The 21,849-nt window shown below is 72.0% G+C and carries 12 protein-coding genes; 10 read left to right on the forward strand and 2 right to left on the reverse strand.

The window, feature by feature from the left end:
- The first annotated feature begins 43 nt into the window (after nt 1–43).
- The 4 genes from EFK50_RS11425 (at nt 44) to EFK50_RS11440 (ending at nt 4,836) form a co-directional block, all read left to right on the forward strand.
- Nucleotides 44–631: a TetR/AcrR family transcriptional regulator gene (locus tag EFK50_RS11425; protein ID WP_123227675.1), complete on the forward strand. Its 588-nt coding sequence runs from the start codon at nt 44–46 to the stop codon at nt 629–631.
- Nucleotides 632–663: 32 nt separating this feature from the next.
- A complete protein-coding gene (locus tag EFK50_RS11430) occupies nt 664–1,194 on the forward strand; it encodes a hypothetical protein (RefSeq protein ID WP_123227676.1) in 531 nt (176 codons plus the stop codon).
- Between the two features lie 7 nt (nt 1,195–1,201).
- On the forward strand, nt 1,202–3,295 hold the full coding sequence (locus tag EFK50_RS11435; protein ID WP_123227677.1) for a bifunctional polysaccharide deacetylase/glycosyltransferase family 2 protein: 2,094 nt from the start codon (nt 1,202–1,204) through the stop codon (nt 3,293–3,295).
- Between the two features lie 101 nt (nt 3,296–3,396).
- A complete protein-coding gene (locus EFK50_RS11440; protein WP_123227678.1) occupies nt 3,397–4,836 on the forward strand; it encodes an MFS transporter in 1,440 nt (479 codons plus the stop codon).
- A gap of 55 nt (nt 4,837–4,891) precedes the next feature.
- On the opposite strand, the gene EFK50_RS11445 is transcribed toward EFK50_RS11440, so the two are convergent.
- A complete protein-coding gene (locus tag EFK50_RS11445; protein WP_148046126.1) occupies nt 4,892–7,105 on the reverse strand; it encodes a beta strand repeat-containing protein in 2,214 nt (737 codons plus the stop codon).
- Nucleotides 7,106–7,433: 328 nt separating this feature from the next.
- Between EFK50_RS11445 and EFK50_RS11450 the strand changes: the two genes are divergently transcribed.
- Both EFK50_RS11450 and EFK50_RS11455 read left to right on the forward strand, forming a co-directional pair.
- On the forward strand, nt 7,434–8,003 hold the full coding sequence (locus EFK50_RS11450; protein WP_183407777.1) for a TetR/AcrR family transcriptional regulator: 570 nt from the start codon (nt 7,434–7,436) through the stop codon (nt 8,001–8,003).
- Nucleotides 8,004–8,031: 28 nt separating this feature from the next.
- A complete protein-coding gene (locus EFK50_RS11455; RefSeq protein WP_123227681.1) occupies nt 8,032–10,275 on the forward strand; it encodes an MMPL family transporter in 2,244 nt (747 codons plus the stop codon).
- On the opposite strand, the gene EFK50_RS11460 is transcribed toward EFK50_RS11455, so the two are convergent.
- Nucleotides 10,272–12,632, reverse strand: a complete 2,361-nt coding sequence (locus EFK50_RS11460) for an ATP-binding protein (RefSeq protein WP_183407778.1) — start codon at nt 12,630–12,632, stop codon at nt 10,272–10,274. The two genes, EFK50_RS11455 and EFK50_RS11460, sit on opposite strands and share 4 nt — an antisense overlap.
- 124 nt (nt 12,633–12,756) lie before the next feature.
- Between EFK50_RS11460 and EFK50_RS11465 the strand changes: the two genes are divergently transcribed.
- From EFK50_RS11465 to EFK50_RS11480, 4 genes are all read left to right on the forward strand, one after another.
- Nucleotides 12,757–13,356: a GNAT family N-acetyltransferase gene (locus tag EFK50_RS11465; RefSeq protein ID WP_123228636.1), complete on the forward strand. Its 600-nt coding sequence runs from the start codon at nt 12,757–12,759 to the stop codon at nt 13,354–13,356.
- Nucleotides 13,353–14,030: a hypothetical protein gene (locus tag EFK50_RS11470; protein ID WP_123227683.1), complete on the forward strand. Its 678-nt coding sequence runs from the start codon at nt 13,353–13,355 to the stop codon at nt 14,028–14,030. The genes EFK50_RS11465 and EFK50_RS11470 overlap by 4 nt, the downstream gene beginning before the upstream one ends.
- Before the next feature lie 34 nt (nt 14,031–14,064).
- Nucleotides 14,065–20,412 carry a hypothetical protein gene (locus EFK50_RS11475; RefSeq protein ID WP_148046127.1) on the forward strand — a complete coding sequence of 2,116 codons (6,348 nt, stop codon included), beginning with the start codon at nt 14,065–14,067 and terminating at the stop codon, nt 20,410–20,412.
- Between the two features lie 306 nt (nt 20,413–20,718).
- Nucleotides 20,719–21,771 (forward strand): hypothetical protein, encoded by a 1,053-nt coding sequence (locus EFK50_RS11480; protein WP_123227685.1) that lies wholly within the window; start codon nt 20,719–20,721, stop codon nt 21,769–21,771.
- The last annotated feature ends 78 nt before the right edge of the window (nt 21,772–21,849 follow it).

Genomic DNA, 21,849 nt, shown 5'->3' on the forward strand with positions numbered 1-21,849 from the left:
CTGTATGTACGCTGACCGTAACTTACAGACAGGCTGTATGTAAATGGCGAGGACCAATCGCGAGCGCACCGAGACCACCCGGCTGGCCCTGATCGAGGCCGCGCGGGCGCTCTTCGTCGGCCAGGGGTACGGCGACACCTCGACCCCGGAGATCGCGACGGCCGCCGGGGTGACCCGGGGTGCGCTGTACCACCACTTCGTCGACAAGCGGGACCTGTTCCGGCAGGTGCTGCAGCGCGAGGGCGAGGCCGTGGCGGCCGACATCGAGGCGGTGACGCCCGACCGGCTCAGCCCGCGGGAGGCGCTGCTCGAGGGCAGCCGGGCCTACCTGGACGCGATGATGGTGCCCGGCCGCACCCGGCTGCTGCTGATCGACGGCCCCGCCGTCCTCGGTACGGCGGAGCTGCAGGCGCTCGACGACGCGACCTCGGCGAGAACGCTGCGCCAGGGACTCGAGCAGGCGGGGGCGGGCCGGGGCGAGGTCGCCCTCGATGCCCTGGCTCCGCTGCTCGCGGCCGCCTTCGACCGGGCCGCGCTGGCGATCGATGCCGGTGCCGACGCGGCGGAGACCCGGGCGGCGATGGCGTGGCTCCTGGAGCGGACCCTGAAGGGCGCAAATCCGGATGAGTGACACTATGACCGCGTTTGTCGCTGCACGTAGAGATGAGATCTCTTCGACCTTCCGACTCGACGTCGGTCTTCACCGATGACTCCGGTGCCCGCCGGCGTCTGCTCACGTGGACCGTTCGCGGTCTGATCGGAGCGATCGCGCTGACCGGCGCGGCGGTCGTCTTCAGCCTGGTCACCCACGTGCCGCTCCCCGAGCTGCCCGGGCCGTTCGCGCTCCCCGGGGCCGACACGTCGTCGCCGCGCCAGGCCGCTGACGCTCCGGAGAAGGACGACCCGAGCGCGGAGCCCGACGTCACCAGCGGGCCGAGCGTGCCGACGCCGACCTCCGGCCCCACGTCGTCCAGCGGACGACCGGCCGGCACCCGTGGTCCCGCCGTGACGACCGCTGCGAAACCGTCGAGCGGGCCGACGAAGGCTCCCGTGACGACTCCGCCGGCGGCGACCCCCTCGGCCACCCCCGGGTCCAAGGCCAACCACGGTGCCGCGTCCAGCGACGCGCCCCGCAACAACCCGACCAAGACGCCGAACGGTCCGGAGAAGACACCGCCCGGCAAGCTCAAGTAGCCCGTCGATGGGTTCTCGGGTGGAACGCCGCGAGCCGCGGGCGCACTGGGTCCTGTTCGGCCTGCTGCTGGTCCTGGTGCTGGTGCTGCTCGTGGTCGCCGGCTTCACCGGCGGCCAGCTCGGTGAGAGCCAGCACGCGCCGGAGTCCGAGCCGAGCTCGGTGCGGGTGCCGGACGCCATCCTCGACGGCGGCCCGATCGTCGACCCCAGTCGGGTGGAGGCCGGTCTGCGGGTCCCCGCCGGCCACGTCGCGCTGACCTTCGACGACGGCCCCACGACGTGGACGGCGCAGATCCTCGACGTCCTCGACCGGTACGACGTCAAGGCGACCTTCTTCGTCATCGGGTCGATGGTGGCCGAGCGCCCGGAGCTGGTGCGCCGGATGCGGGACGAGGGGCACGAGGTCGGGGTGCACTCCTTCACGCACGTGAACCTGGCCAACATCGCGCCGTGGCGGCTGCGGCTCGAGCTCGACCAGACCCAGCTGGCGATCGCCGCGGCCAGCGGGCACACCACCGACCTGGTCCGGCCGCCGTTCTCGTCGAGGGCGGAGGCGGTGACCGGGTCGGACTGGCGGTCGCTGCAGCGGATGACCGGCTACCGGGTCGTCTACACCGACCTCGACACCGAGGACTGGCGGAAGCCCGGTGTCGGCGACATCGTGCGAGACGGTACGCCGGCAGGGAACGACGGCGCCGTGGTGATGCTGCACGACGGCGGCGGCAACCGCTCCGAGACGGTCGCGGCGCTGGAGCGCCTGATTGTCACCCTCCAAGCCCGCGGGTACGTCTTCGACACGGTCAGCGAAGCCGTCCAGGTGCCGTCCGCCTGGCACCGGGCGAGCCGGGCCGAGGAGATCCGCGGGATTCTGACGATCGGCGTGGTCCGGATGTCCAACGCGGTGGTCGACCTGCTGCGGGTGGCGTTCCTCGGGTTGGCGGTGCTGGCGGCGCTGCGGACCCTCCTGCTCCTGCTGCTGGCGCGCCGTCACGCACGGCAGCCGACGAGCGCCGCGGGGGAGGAGTACCTGCCGCCGGTCTCGGTCGTCGTACCGGCGTACAACGAGGAGCTCGGGATCGCCGCCGCGGTGAAGTCGCTGGTCGCGAGCGACTACCCCGAGCTCGAGGTGCTGGTCGTCGACGACGGCTCCACGGACGGGACCGCGGCGGTCGTCGAGGCGCTGAACCTGCCCGGCGTCCGGCTGATCCGCCAGGAGAACGGCGGCAAGCCGTCCGCCTTGAACACCGGGGTGGCGGCGGCGCGCCACGACGTGCTGGTCCTGGTCGACGGGGACACCGTCTTCGAGCCGGACGCGATGCGGGCGCTGGTGGCACCGCTCGCCGATCCCCGCGTCGGCGCCGTCTCCGGGAACACCAAGGTCGGGAACCGCCGGGGTCTGCTCGGCCGCTGGCAGCACATCGAGTACGTGATCGGGTTCAACCTGGACCGCCGGATGTTCGACGTGCTCCAGTGCATGCCGACCGTCCCGGGTGCCATCGGCGCCTTCCGGCGCGAGGTCCTGGACCAGGTCGGCGGGGTCAGCGACGACACCCTGGCCGAGGACACCGACCTGACGATGGCGATCTGCCGCGGCGGGTGGCGGGTGGTCTACGCGCCCGAGGCCCGGGCCTGGACCGAGGCGCCGGCGAGCCTGGGCCAGCTCTGGCGGCAGCGCTACCGCTGGTGCTACGGGACCATGCAGGCGATGTGGAAGCACCGGCGCGCGGTCGTCGAGCGGGGCGCCTCCGGCAAGCTCGGACGTCGCGGACTGCCCTACCTGCTGGCGTTCCAGGTGCTGCTGCCGCTGCTGGCGCCGGTCATCGACGTCGCCGCGCTCTACGCGATCGTCTTCCTGCCGTCGCCCACGATCGCCTACGTCTGGCTCGGGTTCCTGGCGCTGCAGTACGTCGCCGCCGGCTACGCGTTCGTCCTCGACCGCGAGCGGCTCGGCCCGCTGTGGAGCCTGGTGCTCCAGCAGTTCGTCTACCGGCAGCTGATGTACCTGGTGGTGATCCAGTCCGCCGCCAGCGCGCTCTACGGGATCCGGCTGCGCTGGCAGAAGCTGCGTCGTACCGGCGACCTGGAGTCGGCTCCGGTCTGAGCTCCGTCCTCACGGCGCAGGTACCCCTAGGGGGTACTTGCGCGACCCTGGCCACTCCTGATACATATACCCCCCTAGGGTATCAATCTAAGGAGGACGCCATGGCGTCGAATTCGGAGTCGGCGGCACCAGACCGCCGATGGCTCGGGCTGGCGGTCATCGCCGCTGCCCAGTTCATGGTCATCATGGACACCTCGATCATCGGAGTCGCGCTGCCGGAGATGCAGGCCGACCTCGGCTTCACCCCGCAGAACCTCTCCTGGGTCTTCAACGCCTACGTGGTGGCGCTCGGCGGGCTGCTCCTGCTCGGCGGGAAGCTCTCCGACGTGCTCGGTGCTCGCCGGGTCTTCAGCGCCGGCTGGGTGGTGCTGCTGGTCGGCTCCGTGCTGGCTGCGGTCGCCACGAACCCGGCGGTCGAGCTGATCGGCCGGGCCGTCCAGGGCGCCGGGTCCGCACTGATCGCGCCGTCCGCGCTGACGCTGCTGTTCATGCTCTTCGGCGCCAAGCCTGGGGAGCTCACCAAGGCGCTCGCCGTCTACGGAGCGGCCGCGCCCGCCGGCGGCACTGCCGGGGTGTTCCTCGGCGGCGTGATCACCGAGTACCTCTCCTGGCCGTGGGTCTTCTACATCAACGTCCCGATCGCGATCGTGATCCTGGTCGCCGCACCGCGGCTGTTCCCGAGTGCGCCACCGGCGCAGGGACGTCGGGTGGACCTGCTCGGCGCGGTCACGGTGACCGGCGGACTCGGTGCCGCCGTGTACGCCGTCGTGAAGGCGCCCGAGGTCGGCTGGGGCTCGGCGCAGACCTGGGGCGTGCTGGGACTCGCCGTCGTCCTGCTGGCCGCGTTCGTGGTGACCCAGGCGCGCGGTCGGGACCCGTTGCTGCGGCTCGGCATCTTCTCGGCGCCGAACCTGGCGGCGGCCAACCTCGCCCAGCTGCTGCTGGGCGCCGCCTGGATCCCGATGTGGTTCTTCCTCAACCTCTACCTGCAGCAGGTGCTCGGCTACTCGGCGTTCCCCTCGGGCGCGGCGCTGCTCCCGATGACCGCGCTGATCATGCTCGGCATGGTGGTGCTGGCGCCGCGGGTGATGGCGGTCCTCGGGCTGGTGCGATCGACCGTCGCCGGCCTGCTCCTGCTGGCCGTCGGGATGGGCTGGCTCGCGCTGATCGACCCGGCCGGCTCGTTCGCGGTCGACGTGCTGCCGGCCTCGCTGGTCGCGGCCCTGGGCATGTCCCTGGCCTTCATCCCGACCCTGGGTACGGCGATCGCGGCGGCCCGGCCGGAGGAGGGCGGACTCGCCAGCGGCATCGTCAACACCAGCTACCAGGTGGGCTCGGCGCTCGGCCTGGCGGTGATGACGGCGATCGCCGCGGCCCACGGCGCCGACGAGCTCGGCGACAAGGTCGCACTCACCGACGGCTACTCGGCGGCCTTCGTCGGTGCCGCGGTGGTGGCGCTGGTCGGGGCGGTGCTGGCCGCCGTACTGCTGAGGAGTCCGGCGGTCGTCGAGGAGGACGATCCGGCGCACGCGTCGGCGTGAGGACAAGCAGAAGGGCGGCCCCGGCATCGCCGGAGCCGCCCTTCTGGTGCTCGATCTAGCCTGCCGGGTTGATGTGGATCAGCAGTGCCTTGGTGTTGTAGTTCGCGCCGACGGTGAACTTGACCACGATCAGCGAGTCACCCGGGGTGGTGGGCGTTCCGGTGATCGCGCCGGTGCCGGAGTTCAGCGAGAGCCCGGCCGGCAGCGACCCGTAGGTCAGCGTCCAGTTGCCGGTGCCGACCCCGGAGAGCGTCGCGGAGTACGCGACCCCGACCTTGCCGTCGGGCAGCGAGGTCGTGTTGATCACCGGCGAGTTCGGCGCCGAGACGTGCAGCAGCAGCACCTGGGTGTCGGAGTATCCGGTGCCGGTCTCGGTGAAGGTGACCGTGAAGCCGAAGTCGCCCTGCGCCGTCGGGGTGCCGGAGAGCAGGCCCGAGGCCGACAGCGACACGCCCGGAGCCAGGTTGCCCTTGGTGACGGCCCAGGTACCGGCGGCGCCGGTCTTGGCGAGCTGCTGGCTGTAGGCCGTGCCGGTGACGCCGTCCGGGACCGAGGTGGTCGTGATGACCGCGCTCGGCGCCAGCACCAGGGCGAAGCCCTTGACCGCGACCTTGCCGGTGGCCGTCTCGGTGATGCCGACGTACACGCTGAAGGTGCCGGTGACGGTCGGCGTACCCGAGATGACGCCGGTGGCGGCGTTCAGGGTCAGGCCGTCCGGCAGCGGGTACGACGACCAGGTGCCCGGTCCGCCGTTGTGGGTCAGGGTCACCGAGTACGGCGTTCCCTGGGTGCCGTCCGGCAGCGCGCTGGTCGTGACCGCGAGAGCCGTGGTCCCGACCTTGAGGCTGAGCGACTTCGACCCGGAGGTGCCGGTCAGGGTCTCGGTGAAGGTCGCCGCGACCGTGAAGGTGCCGAGCGTCTGGGTGGTGCCGGAGATGACGCCGGTGCTCGCGTCGACGGTCAGGCCGGACGGGAGGCCGGTGGCCGACCAGGTGCCGGCGCCGCCGGTCTTGCTCAGCGTGGCGGAGTACGCGCGACCGTAGGTGGCGTCCGGGAGCGAGGCGGTGGTGACCGCGACACCGGTGCCGCCGACGTGCAGCGTCAGCGTCTTGGTGGCGACCCGGCCGGTCTCGGTCTCGGTGAAGGTGACGACCGCGTTGAGGTCACCGAGCTGCGGCGGGATGCCGGAGAGGACTCCCGTGTCGGCGTCGATGGTCAGCGCGGACGGGAGGCCGGTGACCGCCCAGGTGCCGTCGAACCCGGTCTTGGTGAGGGTTGTCGTGTACGCCTCGGCCCGGGTCGCGTCCGGCAGCGATGCCGTGGTGATCTCCGGAAGCGGGCTGATCGTGATGGACAGCGCCTTGCTGCCGGAGAGCGTCGACTCGGCCGTGTAGGTCGCGGTCAGGTCGAACGTGCCGGAGGCCGTGGGGGTTCCGGAGAGCTCGCCGGTGTCGGGGTCGAGGGTGATGCCGCCGGGCAGTGCGCCGGCCGAGATCGACCAGGTGCCGTCGTCCTCGCTGGAGGTCGTCAGGGTGTCGGAGTAGGGGAGACCCTGGTCGCCGTCGGCGAGCTCGGTGGTGGTGACCACCGGGGCCTCGCCGACGATCACCGTCGCGGTCGCCGTGGAGCCGCCGCTGATCAGGCCGGCCCGCGCGATGGTGGCCCGGTAGTCGGTGGTGGCGTCCGAGGTGACGTCCTTGCTGAAGGCGCCGGTCGCGGAGAGCGTGGTGGTGCCGACCTCCGACCAGGTGCTGCCGGAGCGGCTCTCGATGGAGACGGCGGTGCCGGCCGCGAACGGGGTGACGGTGCCGGAGATGGTGCTGGTGCCGCCGGCGCTGACCGTGGGTGGGGTGGCCTTGATGGTGGTGGTGATCGGGCGCAGCGCGGTGACCGCGACGGCCGGCGACTGGGCCGGGCCGCGGGTGGTCGTCAGCGGGACCGCCGCGCGGTAGGAGTACGCCGCGGCGGTGGCCGGCAGGGTGATCGCGACCGAGAAGTCGCCACCCGCGTTGGTGGTCTTGGTGGTGGTGACCTTGACCCAGCTCAGGCCGGACTTGCGCTGGATGTTGATCACGCTGTTGACGGGCGTGTTGGTCACGACGCCCGACAGGGTGACCGAGGAACCGGTCACGGCCGCGGTCGGGCTGGCCACCATGGTGACCTTGCGAGCGGTTGCCGCGTCCGCGGTCGTCGCGAGACCGGTGGTGGCTACGAGGAGCCCCGCCAGCATCGCGACCAGGGTCACGTACTTGTTCCGAAGAGTTGCCACCGGGGCCACCTAATTCCGTTTGTTGCACAGCAACGCACCCCACGTGCGCCGCTGGCAGGTTACGTGCTCCTCGGCGTACGCGGGAACGGTTCTCCGGGCTGCTCAGCGAGATATCAGGAACCGCGGCGTTCCGCGTCCCCTTGGTGCTGCTTCGCGGCTTTTGTCGCTGGAGATCTGCCCCGATTTCGCGCGATCCCGCCGTCAATGGACTAGACCTCCCCGGCGGCGGCCGAAGTGTGTGACGGAGGCCACCGTGCTGGGATTTGGGTCCTGGTCGATCGCCACGTAGGGTACGAAACGAAACTGTTTCGTTTCGATGGAGGCAACGATGACCCGCTTGACCGACGAGCGTCTGCACGAGCTCTACACCGGCACCCTCAAGCTGATCGCCGAGCGCGGATTCGACAACGTGACGATGGACCAGATCGCCGAGGCGACGAAGTCCAGCAAGGCGACGCTCTACCGCCAGTGGGGGAGCAAGGCGGCCCTGTTCGCGGACTCGCTGACGGCAGGCGGTCCGGTCCCGGACGTCGCGCCGGACACCGGCTCGCTCCGCGGCGACCTGCGGGAGATGTTCGGCGCGCACCCCAAGGAGATCGAGCACCCGCCCGAGCTGGTCGGGGCGGTCCTCCAGGCGATGAAGCAGAACGACGAGGTCGCCACTGCTGTCCGCACCAAGATCATGGACCCGCTCCACGAGCGGATCGCCCTGCTGATCGCGCGCGCCGTCGAGCGCGGCGAGGTCGCTGCCGACTGCCCGGCGATCGAGTACGTGCACCTCGTGCTGATGGCGCCGTTCGTGCTGCTCGACGCGGTCGACGGCTGCGACCCGCAGGAGAACGACTACGTCCTGAACTACATCGACGCGCTGGTGCTGCCGGCGCTCGGCATCCACTGATCCACCACTCAACGGGAGAACACACACCATGGCTTGGCACCTCTACCGACTCGGGCGCTGGTCGTTCCGGCACCGCCGCGCAGTCCTCGCCCTCTGGGTCGGGCTGCTGCTCGCGATGGGCGTCGCCTCGAGCACGCTCTCGGGGAAGACCTCCGACGAGTTCGGCGTCCCCGGCATCGAGTCCACCCAGGCGTTCGACCTGATCAAGGAGCGCACCCCGGACGCCGCGCCGGACGGCGCCACCGCCCGGATCGTCTACCAGGCGCCGAAGGGCGAGACCCTCGAGTCGGCCGCCAACAAGGCGCTCGTCCTGGAGTCGCTGGAGGCGACCCGGACCGACCACGTGATCGCCACCTCGGATCCGTACGCCGCCGGCACCGTCTCCGAGGACGGCCGGACGGCGTACGCGACGGTGTCCTACTCCAAGCAGTCGATCGAGCTCACCGACGCCGACCGGACCGCCCTCGAGACCTCCCCGGACGAGGCGCGCGACGCCGGCCTCCGGGTCGAGATCGGCGGCGACGCGATGCAGGAGGCGCCGGAGACCGGGACCAGCGAGCTGCTCGGCATCGTGGTCGCGATCCTGGTGCTGGTCCTCACCTTCGGATCGATGCTGGTCGCCGGGATGCCGCTGCTGACCGCGCTGATCGGCGTCGGCATCGGCGTCACCGGGATCACCACCCTGACCGGCTTCATGGAGCTCGGCTCGACGACGCCGATCCTCGCGATGATGCTCGGCCTCGCGGTCGGGATCGACTACGCGCTGTTCATCGTGTCCCGCTACCGCCACGAGGTGGAGACCGGGGTCGAGCGGGAGGAGGCCGCCGGCCGCGCGGTCGGTACGGCGGGCTCCGCCGTGGTCTTCGCCGGCCTCACCGTGATCATCGCCCTGGCGGGCCTGGCGATCGTGAACATCTCCTTCCTGACCGAGATGGGCCTGGCCGCGGCCGGCACCGTCGCGGTCGCGGTGCTGATCGCGCTGACCCTGCTGCCGGCGCTGTTCGGCTTCGCCGGTAAGCGGATCACCTCCGGCAAGCTGCCGTTCCTCAAGGCCCGCGACCCGGAGGCGGTCACCGCCAAGCCGACCCGCGGCCGTCGTTGGGCGGACTTCGTCACCAAGCACCGGACGGTGACCTTCGTGGCGGGCCTCGCCGTGGCCGGCGTGATCGCGATCCCGGTCGCGTCGATGCAGCTCGCGCTCCCCGACGACGGCACCGCCGCGGCCGGGAGCGGCCCGCGGGAGGCCTACGACCTGATCGCGGAGAACTTCGGCGCCGGCACCAACGGCCCGCTGATGGTCGTCGTCGACACGAAGAACTCCGGACACCCGGTCTCCGCGATCGAGCAGGTCGTGGAGAAGGTCGAGAGCATCAAGTCCGACGTCGCCGCGGTGATCTCGCCGGTCCCGGACGCCGGTGACGCCGAGGCGACCAAGGCGTTCGACGAGCAGCTCGACACCGCGCAGTACGCGCTGGTGACGGTGATCCCGGAGAGCGGTCCGTCCGAGGCGAGGACGCAGACGCTGGTGGACGACATCCGCGACGCCGTCAAGGACACCGAGGCCAAGACCGGCGCGCAGGTGCTGGTGACCGGTCAGACCGCCCTGGGCGTGGACATCTCCGAGAGCCTCGCGAAGGCCTTCCCGCGCTACCTGCTGGTGGTCGTCGGGTTCGCGTTCCTGCTGCTGATGATCGTGTTCCGGTCGATCTGGGTTCCGCTCAAGGCGATCGTCGGGTTCCTGCTCTCGGTCGGGGTCTCGCTCGGCGCGACCGTCGCGGTCTTCCAGTGGGGCTGGCTCTCCGAGCTGATCGGCGTCGACAAGTCCGGGCCGGTGCTGTTCATGCTGCCGCTGCTGCTGACCGGCATCCTGTTCGGCCTGGCGATGGACTACGAGGTCTTCCTGGTCTCGCGGATGCGGGAGGAGTACGTCCACGGCAAGGCCGCGGTGCGCTCCGTCGTCCTCGGCTTCCAGCACGGTGCCCGGGTCGTGACTGCCGCCGCGGTGATCATGATCGGCGTCTTCGTCGGGTTCGCGCTCGCCGGGGACCCGGTGATCAAGTCGATCGGCTTCGGTCTCGCGGTCGGCGTCCTTGCCGACGCGTTCCTGGTACGGATGACCCTGGTGCCGGCGTTCATGGCGCTGATGGGCGACCGGATGTGGTGGCTGCCGCGCTGGCTCGACAAGCTGCTGCCGAACCTGGACATCGAGGGCGAGTCGCTGTCGCTGAGTGCGGACGCCTCGCTCGGCGAGAAGGAGCGGGTCGAGGCCTAAACCTCGCTGAGCGCGAGGTCGATCAGCTCCTCGACCTCGAGCTCGGTGCCCGCCCGGAACGCGTCCTCGTAACCGGCGTCGCCGAGCGCCTCCCGGGCGGCGGCCTCGGTCCGCGCCCGGAGCTCGGCGTCGGGGAGGTAGTAGGTGTAGACGTCCGCGCCCACGGCCTCCCGCAGGGCGGTGGCGGCGCCGAGCAGCGTCGCCACCCGGGAGTGCTCGGACGCGTGCGCCTCGACGTCGGCGAGGGCCTCGGTGAAGTAGGCCAGGTTCGCCAGGTCGCGGACCTCCTCGGAGAGGGTGATGCCCTCCTCGAGGTGGGCGCGGGCGAGGTCGTACTCTTCGGTGCCGATCGCCGCCTGGGAGAGGTTGTACAGCGCCACGAAGGTCGCCAGCCGGTCGCCGCGACTACGTGCCAGCACGAGGCCGCGCTCGATCGAGCTCGTCGCCTGGACCTTCTTCCCGGTCTGCAGCAGAAGCGTTCCGAGCCAGACGTGGACCAGGGACGCGAGCCAGTCGCCGCCGGCCGGTCCTGCCTTCTCGCAGAGCTCGAGGCTCTCGGTGAAGAGCGGCTCGGCGGTGGCCAGGTCGCCGGTGGCCAGGGCGGCCAGGCCGACCCCGGCCCGCGCCTTCGCCATCACCTCGGCATCGCCCAGGGAGCCGGCGATCGTGCCGGACTCGCTCCAGTAGCCGTGCGCGGCCTCGACGTCGCCGCCGGCGTACGACATCGTCGCGGCGGTCAGGGCGACCCGGCAGCGCACCTCCGGCGACGGGTCCGCGGCCAGGCAGAGCTCCGCGAGCCGGCGGCCCCGGGAGACCTGACCCCGCATCCACCAGAACAGCCACAGGTACCAGGTGATCAGGCTCGCGGTGTCGTCGTCGCCGCTGTCCAGGCTCCGCTCGACGGCGATCAGCAGGTTCGGTTCGGCGGCCTCGATCCGCGCCAGCCAGGCGATCTGGTCGTCGCGCTCGAACTCGATCGCTCCGCGGCGGGCCAGCTCGAGCCCGTACGCCGCGTGCGCCGCCAGCACCCGCGACGCCTCCTCGCCGGCGAGCAGGCTGCGGGCGTACTGCGCCACCGGTTCGAGCATCGTGAACCGGCTGGTCCCGTCGGCGTCCGGACGCACCACCACCAGGGAGTGCTCGACCAGGTCGTTGAGCAGCGCCAGCGCACCGGTCGCCGCCCGGCCCTCGGCCGCACCGACCACCGACTCGACCGCGTCCAGGGTGGCGCCGCCGCGGAACGCACCGAGCACCTGGAACAACCAGCGGGCGTCCTCGGAGAGCAGGCCCAGGCTCCAGTCGAGGGTGGCGCGCATCGTGCGTTGCCGGGCGGGCAGGTCGCGGGCCGCCGAGGTCGCGGTCGCCTCCTCCAGCCGGTCGACCAGGACCCGCGGCGTCAGCACCCGCAGGTGCGCGGTGGCGAGCTCGATGGCCAGCGGCAGCCCGGCCAGCCGGTGGCAGAGCTCGATGCAGGCGCGCAGGTCGTCCTCGTCCAGGGTCGACTGCGGTGCCACCGCGAGCGCCCGCTCCAGCAGGAACGCCCCGGACGGAGCCGCTTCCAGGTCCTGCCGGCTGCTCGCCTGGTCGCCCGGCAGGCCGAGCGGCTCGACGGCGTACTCCAGCTCGGCCCGGATCCGCAGCGGTGACCGGCTGGTCGCCAGCAGGGTCAGCCGCGGGCATGCGGAGGTCAGCTGGCTGAGCGGCGGCGCGGCGCTGAGCAGGTGCTCCAGGTTGTCGACCACCAGCAGCAGCTGCAGCGGCCGCAGGTGGTCCACCAGCGTCTCCAGCACGTCCGGCCCGTCGCTGCCGGCCAGGCCCAGCGCGCGGGCCAGCGACGGCAGCACCGCGCCCGCGTCGGTCACCGACACCAGGCTCACCGCGACCACGCCGTCGGCGAACCGGTCCGCCACGGCGTCGGCCACCGCCGCCGCGAGCCGGGTCTTCCCGACCCCGCCCGGACCGGTCAGCGTGACCACCCGGGCGTCCTCGTCCAGGATCAGCCGGCCCAGCGCCGCGATGTCGGACGCGCGTCCGTGCAGCACCGTCGGCGGGACGTCGAGCGTGGGGGCCGGGCGGTCGGGCGTCGCTGGATCGGCCGGTGCCGGGCGGGCTGCCCGGCGGCCGGCCGCGGCGATCAGCGCGGACCGGTCGGCCTCGTCGACCTCGAGCGCGTCGGCGATCGATCGGATCGTGTGCGGGTACGGCCGGGTCCGGGTGCCGCGCTCCAACGCACTGATCCCGTGCGGGGTGAGCCCGGCCTTCTCGGCCAGCTCCTGCTGGGTCAGGCCGACCCGCTCCCGGAGGTCGCGCAACCGGGTCGCGAACGACTCCTGGGACTGCTGACCGGCTCCGGGCATGCGCAGCAGCATAGGACCGCGACGGACCCGCTGTCCGCCTGCATTTCGGCGCCGTCGCAACTGTACGAGGAGTGTGCGGGTCCTGACCGTGGTGCGTGAACGGCCCAGGCTGAAGGCTCGTCGCATGAGCGAGAACCAGGACCAGACGCCCCGCCAGGGCCGGTGGCTGCCCGAGGGCTGGGTGCACCCGCAGCGCGTCGTGATCGCGGCCGGGCACCACCTCCGTCCGATCAGGGCGACCGACGTCGACCTGGACATGCACGCGGTGATGGGTTCCCAGGAGCGGCTCTGGTCGATCTACGGCGAGGCCTGGGGCTGGCCGCCGGCCACGATGACCGTGGAGCAGGACCGCGCCGACCTCGCCCACCACGAGGACGAGATGACTCGCGCCCAGTCCTACAACTACGCACTCTTCGACGCAGGCGAGACCGAGCTGCTCGGCTGCGTCTACCTCGACCCGCCCGCCAAGACCGGCGCCGATGCGGAGATCTCCTGGTGGGTCGTCGACTGGCTGGTCGGCGGTCCGGTCGAGGCGGCGCTGGACGCATTCGTGCCGGCCTGGATCCGGTCGAGCTGGCCGTTCACCGCCCCGCGCTACATCGGGCGCGACCTGACCTGGGCCGCCTGGCTCGCCCTGCCGGACCTGACGCCGGCCCCGGATTCGGTCTCGGTCTCGGAACACCCCCTCACCCACGAACGGCACGATCAAGGAGAAATCAGATGACCATCACCACCCCGCGCGACGACACCGCGTCGATCGCGACCCCGGCGAGCCTCGGCAAGGGCTGGGCGATCGCCGGTACGACGGCAGGCCTGGCGAGCATCGTCAGCATCGTCGGCAGCGCCATGTCCGGTGCCGCCTACGACAAGAGCGTGGCCGGCGACGCCGTCGGCATCACCGAGAAGCTCTCCGAGCAGACCGCGTCGATCCTGCTGATGCACACCGGCGCGATGTTCTCGGCAGTGCTGCTGCTGGTCTTCGCCCCGGGGCTGCGCCGCTACCTCCAGGCACGCGTCCCGGTCAGCAGCCTGCTGCCGGACGTCGCCGCCGGCGGTCTGCTGCTGGTCGTCGTCGCCCAGCTGATGGGGACCGCGCTGACCACCGAGTTCGCCTTCGGCCTCGCCGACACCGACCAGGTCGTCCCCGAGACGGCGGTCTTCTTCGGGCACTGGATCGGCACCGTGCCGTGGCTCTGGGTCGGTGCCGGCGTCGCCGCGCTCGCCCTCGGGATCGCGGGCCGCAGGCACGGCGCGGTGCCCGGCTGGCTGGTCTGGACGAGCCTCGTGCTCGGCGGCCTCACCACCCTCTTCGGGGTCAGCCCGCTGCAGTACATGGCCGGGATGACCGGTCCGATCTGGCTGACCGCCGCCGCCCTGGGCCTGCTCAAGCGCGCCTGATCCACCCCTCCCAGCAATCGCAAGGAACCCCGTGATGACCACTCACCACCCCGTCTCCCACCGGTCCGGCCCTCGCCGGGCCCTGGTCGCCGCCGTCCTGGTCGCGCTCGCGTCGGCGATGACGCCGGTGCTCGGCTCGGCACCCTCCGCGGCTGCGGTGCGCGCTGCCGCAGCCGGGCCGGCGTACGGGTTGCAACCGGTGAGTGGTCATCACCCGGCCGAGGGCGAGTCCTTCGTCGAGCTGACCGAGATCAGCGCCTCCGGCGAGGTCGTCCTCTACAAGGCCGACCTGGGATTCGGCCGGCCCGGGCTACTGGTTCGCGACCGGGCCGCCGGCACCACCAGGCTGGTCGACCACAAGGTCGGCGACCCGGACGCGGTGGCCTCGTGGCGCGCCGATGACGCGGCACTCGCCGCCGACGGCAGCGTCGTGGTCTTCGCCTCCGAGGCGGACGACCTGCTCGGTGACGACGGGTCGACCTGGGGCGAGGCGTACCTCTGGACCCGGGCGACCGGCACCACCACGCGGATCGCCCGGCCGACCGCCACCGGAGGTCACGTCCAGGCCGTCGACGTCTCCGGCGACGGGGACCGGCTGGTGCTGCTGATCGGCCCGGACTGGTCCGAGGAGGACCAGTCGATGCGGCTGGTCACCCAGAACCTGCGTACCGGCGCGACCCTCGCGACCCGCCGGATCCCCACTTCCGCCTTCGGGGCCGAGATCAGCGAGGACGGTTCGACCGTCGCCTGGATCGAGGACGACGCCGACGGCACCCCGCGGCTGCTGCTCGCCCCGGCGACCACCCTGGCCCCCGCCCACGCCCGCGACGACTGGGGCAACGGGCAGCCGTCGCTCGACCGGACCGGCGAGCACGTCCTCTACCGGGACGGCGACGGCCGGCTGGTGATCGCGACCGGTGCCGGTGCGAGCGTCGAGGTTCCCACCCCGGACGGCACTACGGTGCGGAACGCGCGGCTGAGCAGCGACGGTTCCACCGCGGTCTACGACGACGCGGCGTACGACGAGGGCAACGACGCCGCCGCGGTCTGGTCGACCCGGCTCCCGGACGGTGTCCCCACCCTGGTGGCCGGCAGCGAACCGGCCGAGGGGGAGGAGCCGACCGAGTCGCCCCTCGGCCACCGGGCGGTCTGGCCCGCGGTCAGTGCCGACGGGTCCACGATCGCGCTCTGGCTCGACCAGGGCGTGCAGGCCGCCGTACGGACCTCCGGTGAGGCGGACACCACGGCACCGACCTGGCCCGCCGGCGCGAAGCTGACCGCGGAGCCGCACACCGACGATGCCGTCCGGCTGCGCTGGCCCGAGGCGAGCGACGACGTCCTGCTCCGCGGCTACGAGCTGACCGCCGACGGCCGGCCGCTGGTCAACCTGGGTCCGGCGCGGACGTCGTACGACGTGCCGGTACGCCGGAACGACCCCACCCCGGTGCAGTACGCCGTCCGCGCGGCCGACGCCGCCGGCAACCTCAGCGCCGCGCTGGAGACCACCGCTCGCGGTGCGGCCGTGCTCACCGTCGACCGCGACGGGGTCGACGCGCTGCGGCTCGACTGGGCCGGCTCCGACCGGGCCGACGTGACCGGCTACCGGGTGCTGCGCGCCGACGGCGGCGGCCGGGTCGACGGCTCCGTCGGAGACCCGGCCGACCTGACCGAGATCGCCCGGACGACGAAGGACGAGGCGCACCTGGTCGACGAGGGCCTGCGGCTGCTGCGCTGGTACGACTACCGGGTCGACCTGGTGCTGGCGGACGGCTCCACCGCGCCGTGGACCGCGGTGGCCAGCGAGCACACCGAGCTGCCCGGACCCGGGCCGCTCACGATCGACGAGGTCCGCTCGGGTTCGGCCCGGCTGACCTGGGCGCCGGCGCCGAGCACGATGCCGCTGCAGCACTTCGTGGTCGAGCGGCAGCAGCAGTCGCCGGACCGCGAGTACGACTGGACCGAGGTCGGGACCCGTACGCCGGATCAGAGCGCCGTCCTGGTCGACGCGGACCTGAAGCCCCGGTCGACCTACCTGTGGCGGGTCCGCGCCGTGCTCGACCTGGGCTGGCCGACCCGGGACTGGACCGAGCACGCGCTGGGCTCCACCGCTGGGGAGGGCCTGACCGACTGGGACATCGAGGCGGAGCGGACCGCCGACGGAGCGGCCCTGGTGCTCGGCACCGAGCTGGTCGCGACCGCCGCCGGTGAGCCCGGGATGGGCGCCGAGGTCCGGCTCTGGGAGCAGAGCAAGCCGGCCGAGGGCGAGGCCCCCGCGGTCACCCTGCCGCTGGCCGAGGTCGCCGCGGGGCGGTACCGGTCCGCCGGCTACGTCCTGGACGGCACCGCGCTGAAGGCTGTCGGCAAGGCCGAGGTCGTCCTGTTCGAGGGCGAGCGCCGGTTCAGCCGGTCGGGAACGGTCGGTCCGATCAGCGGCCGGCTCGACCTGGACATCGCCGAGAGCGCCGAGGAGCTGCCGCCGGTGGAGCTGGTCCTGCGCGGACCGAAGGGCACCCAGCGGCAGCCGGCGACGGCGGGTTCGAGCCCGTCGGTCCCGCTCTCGCCGGGGCGGTGGGACCTCAGCCTGGCGGCCGCCGACGGAGACGTGCTGGCGACCCGCCTGGGCATCGACGTCGCTGCCGCGACGCCGCAGGACCTGACCGTGACGCCGGAGCGGCACGCCGAGCTCGCGGTGACGGTCACCGGATCGCCGCTGCTGCTGCGCAAGGTGGTCGTCCGGAACGCCGCCGGAACCGTTCTCGCGACCCGTCCGGTCAACCCGGGCACCGGAACCGTGACCATCCCGGGGCTGCCGCGCCGGACCGAGGTCACCGTGCAGGCCCGCCTCGACGACCAGGCGCAGCAGGTCAGCCAGCCGACGGAGACCGTCCGGCTCGGCGTCGGCCGGCAGGAGCTGACCCTGACCTCCGAGGCGCTGCCGACGTCCCGGGTGCGGGCGCTGGTCACCGGCTCCGGGGGCCCGCTCGCCGACGCCGCGGTGGCCGTGACCCAGAAGGTGGACGGCCGCGACTGGCGCTTCACCGGGCGCACCGACGCCACCGGGCGGGTCACCGTCGACGCCCTGTCCGGGGACGCGAACGTCCGAGCCACCGCGGAGCGCTTCCTGGCGAGCGGTGCCGAGGTCCGGCTCGTGGCCGGGGAGACCGCGGACGTCGAGCTCGACCTGGTGCCGGCGCCGACGTACCTGATCCGGCCGCAGGTGTTCACCACGAACGCCGGCGGGCAGCCGACGCCCCAGCCGATGGACTGGTCGACCAACTACCACCTGCACGTCGACCTGACCGCGAACGGCCGTCCGCTCAAGGCCGCCCCCGCGGTCGCCTACGCCGGCAACGAGGGCGAGACCGTGAAGCTCTGCGCCGACGGCTTCGAGCGCGGGCTCTCCGCGACCTGTGCCTCGGTCAAGCTCGGGACCGAGAGCGAGGTGCCGCTGCGGATCGACCTCACCCAGGCCGGTCTCGCGACCGGACGCCTGGTCGACACCGCCGGTGCCGCCGTCACCGGGTCGACCGCGACGGTCTACAAGGTGGAGAGCACCGGGATGCGGCACCTCGCGACCGTCTACTCCTACTCCGCGAACCCGCTGGTCGGCATCGCCCTCCCCGGGGTGTACCAGGTGGTCTTCGCGGCCGGCGCCGGCACCAGCTCGCCGATGCAGTTCTCGGTCTCCGGCGGCTCGGTCGTCGACCTCGGCACCGTGCGGCTGGCCGGCGGCAGCCCGACCGGCAGGGGCGCCACCTTCGACGCGCTGCCCGACCCGGTGCTGCCCGGCGGCCGGCTGACCTACCGCGTCAGCATCCCCGGGACGGCGTGGCCGAACCGGACCGCGCTCAAGGTCACCGTCCCGTCCGGTACGACGCCCAGCAACGACGGCGTCGTGGTCGACGGCAAGCCGGTCGGGGCGACCCGGTCGGGCAACGAGCTGACGATCCCGGTCTCCGGCTCGGGGGCGACCGTGATCCGCTACTCCGTGGACGTCGCGGCCGACGTACCGGCGGGACGGCTGTCCTCGATCGTCCGCCTGGTGCACGACAACGGTGCGACCACGTCCGAGCTTGGCAGCGTCGCCGGCACCGTCGCCGGGGTGACCGTCTCCGGGCCGCGGATCGTGACCGAGCCCGAGGTCCGGCTCAACGGGACCGCTCCGCCCGGAGCCACCGTCTCGCTGGCGGTCGACGGTGGTGCCGAGGTGCGTTCCGCGACCGCCGGACCGGGCGGCCGCTGGACGGTGAGCGTGCCGCTGGCGCACTCCCAGCGCGGCTCCCGGCACGAGGTGCTCGCCTCGGTCGAGCACGCCGGCCAGCGCCTGGTCTCGACGCCGTTCCCGGTGCGGTTCGACCCGACCTTCGTGCAGCCCGACCGGGTGGTCATCGACAACATCGGGGTGACGGCGGCCGGTTCGCGCAGCATCGCGTTCGACCCGAGCGAGGGCGTGGCCGCGTTCACGATGGTCTACATCCCGAGCCACCCGATCCGGGTGCGGGCCGAGTTCGCGGACGCCTCGAGGATCCACGACTTCGTCGCGCACGTCGGCTCGACGCAGGCCGCAGGGACCTGCGACGCGACCAGCTGCACCGCGGAGGTGCGACCGGCGACGTCCGCGGACGTGGGGGACATCTGGGTCGACTACGACTCGGACGCGCTGCCGCGGGCCTCGATCGAGGAGGTGACAGCGCCCTCGGAGGAGGAGCTCCGGCACAACACCCGGGAGCCGTTCAACGACCCGCGCCCGCTCGAGCCGGCCGCGTCCAACCAGCTCAGGTTCGCCCTCGGTGCCACCGGGGTGGACGTCACCGCGACGGTCGGCGGGGCCGCCGACGTCGAGTACACGACGACGCCTGCCGACGAGCGGATGCTGGCGCGCACGGGGGTGCCGGCGTACGGGATGGGGATCACGGGTGAGCAGACCGCGGACGGCATCGAGCTCCGGCTCAAGGCAGCCGTGCCCCGGGACTTCATCGCCGGCGGTGCCGGTGCCCGCACGCTGGGGCTCTCCAAGAAGCAGGTGGACCTGATCGAGCTCGCCTTCAAGCTCAAGGCCGGCGCCCAGATCGGCGTCGACCAGCTGAAGCACCTCTTCGACGCGGGCGACGAGGAGGAGGAGTTCGTCCGGATGGAGGACTACATCCGGACTCAGATCGAACCGTGCTCGCCGGACATCGCGCGGGAGCTCTACAACGACGTGCGCTTCTCCCGGGCGACGGTGATCTACTACCGGCTGACCAGCGACGCCCTGAACGCGCTCGGACTCCTCGGCGGATCCTGGACGACGATGGCCGAGGGTCTGGTCAAGACGCTGGTGGAGACGCTGATCGGTGAGCTGATGGACATGGGGATCGGCAACATGATCTCCGACGAGGTCGACTCCACGAAGAAGCGCGTCTACAACAAGCCGCGCTGCGACAAGCGGATCAAGTGGATCCCGCCGGAGTTCAAGTTCCCGAAGGCGACGCCGACCTGGATCTTCGACCCGAGCGGCTACGTCTACGAGGCCCTCGGCGCGAACCGGATCGAGGGCGTCAAGGCCACCGTGCTCGCCGGAGCCTCGGAGCAGGGGCCGTGGACGGAGTGGGACGCGGCCGCCTTCGGGCAGTCGAACCCGCAGCGCACGACTGCCGACGGCCGCTACGGCTGGGACGTCACCCCCGGCTGGTGGAAGGTCCGCTACGAGAAGGACGGCTACCGCACCACCGAGTCCGAGGCGATGGAGGTGCTCCCGGAGCGGTACGACGTCAACATCGACCTGCACCGGACGGCACGACCGGCGCTGGCATCGGCGAGCCTCGCGAACGGCGCCGCCGAGGTCGCGTTCGACACCTGGATGTCGGTGGACTCGGTAAGCGCTGGGCTCCGGGTCGAGTCCGGGGGCACCCGGGTGGCCGGCACGGTGCAGCCGGTGGCCGCGGAGACCTCGCCCCGGGGCGTCGCCCTGGCGAAGACCTTCCGGTTCGTGCCGACCAAGGCGTTCACCCCCGGGCAGCGACTCCGGCTCACCGTGGCGTCGGGCACCCTCGACCACGGCCGGGTCGACCTGGGCGCGGACGCGGTGCGCGAGCTGACGGTGCCGGGAACGCCGCCGCCGGCGGAGCCGGGCTGGTGCTCGGCGACGACGCTGACGCTCTCGGCGACGCAGGTCCGGAAGGGGCAGCCGGTGACGGCGCGGGTGAGCACCCGAAAGCTGGCCCTGGTCGGGTTCTACGCGCGGACCGCGCCGGCGATGTCGTACCGGCTGGTGGGCTACGGCTTCACCTGGTTCGGCGGCACCGCGTCGTTCACGCTGCGACCGTCGGCGACGACGAGCGTCTACGCGCGACCGTTCGGCTGCAAGTCCGCGAGCGAGCCCCGCACGGTGACGGTCAGGTGACCGCGCCGGGGGCTCGCCCCCGGGACCGTACGGGTGTCACCAGAACGGGTGACACCCGTACCGTCGCGGCACTCATTTTTGTCACTGCGATTCCGAGATTTATCGAAATTGCCTGTTATCGGCCTAGACCGTACATAGGGAGGTTTGGCGCCATTCCGGGCTGCGGGCGTTTGATGTCTTGATTGCCGACAACACATCGACGCGGCCGATGAGGCGTTCTGCGGTTCCCTCGACGGGGGCCGAAGGTTCCGCAAGTCACATCACGCGTTCGCCATCAACATTTCGAGAAACCCTTGGGGGAACCTCATGATCCGCATCAACGCAACGAAGAAGCAGGGCGTACGACGCCTCGCTCCGTTCCTGGCCGCGCTCGGCATGCTCGTCATGTCCAGTGGTGCGGCACTGATGGTCACGGCCGGTCCGGCCACGGCTGCCACGAAGGTGGGCATCTGTCACGCCACCAACTCCGACAGCAACCCGTACGTGTACGTGAACGTCGATGACGACTCGGTGAAGTACAAGGGTCACCTGCAGCACCAGACCAACCCGAACAAGACGTGGAAGACCGCCGGCAGCTTCAACGGCGTCCCGCACGCGGCCGGTGACCCGAAGCCGGACATCATCGGTGTCCCGAACGCGGCCGCCTGCGAGCCTGCCGTCCCGGTCATCGAGGCCGTCGCGGACGTCGACTTCGACGACCCGAGCTGCGCGAACCTGGGCGTGCCGTCGTACGACACCACCGGCGACCACGTGACCTTCAGCATCCTGAGCGGCTCGGTCGCTCCGGACACCGACATCGTGGTCCGGGCGACCGCTGACCCGAACACCACGTTCGACGGTGGCGGGACGACGCAGGACTTCCCGCACCACTTCGGTCCTGCCGTCGACCCGAACGGTCCTCCGTGCGTGATCGTGGCTCCGCCGGGTGTCGCGCTGGCCTCGGTCGACTTCGTCGACCCGAGCTGCGCGAACCTGAACGACGCGTCGTTCGCGTCCGACGGTGACAACGTGACCTTCGCGATCACCAACGGCAGCAACGCTCCGGGTGCCGACATCGAGGTCACCGCGACCGCCGACGCGAACAACGAGTTCGCCGGGGGCGCGACGACGAAGGTGTTCACGCACACCTACGGTGCCGCTGTCGATCTCGAAGCCGAGCCGTGCGTCTCGGTCGAGCCGCCGACGATCACGCCGACGGGCACGGTCACCACGCCGACGCTGGTCCACGCCGGTCTGATCGACGCGCCGGCCGACCTGCGCGGTGAGCAGGGCCTCGCGCTCCTGATCGCCGGAATGGTCCTGATGGTGGCCGCTGGTGCTCTCGGTCTGATCCGACCGGGTGCCAAGGCCAGCCGCTGATCTGAGCAAGGACGAAGGCGGCGTTCGGAGGAGACTCCGCAACGCCGCCTTCGGCCTTGTCGTCGTTGGCGTTACCCG

Origin of the sequence: Nocardioides marmoriginsengisoli (assembly GCF_003725695.1) — a bacterium.
GTDB classification, from domain to species: Bacteria; Actinomycetota; Actinomycetes; order Propionibacteriales; family Nocardioidaceae; genus Marmoricola; species Marmoricola marmoriginsengisoli.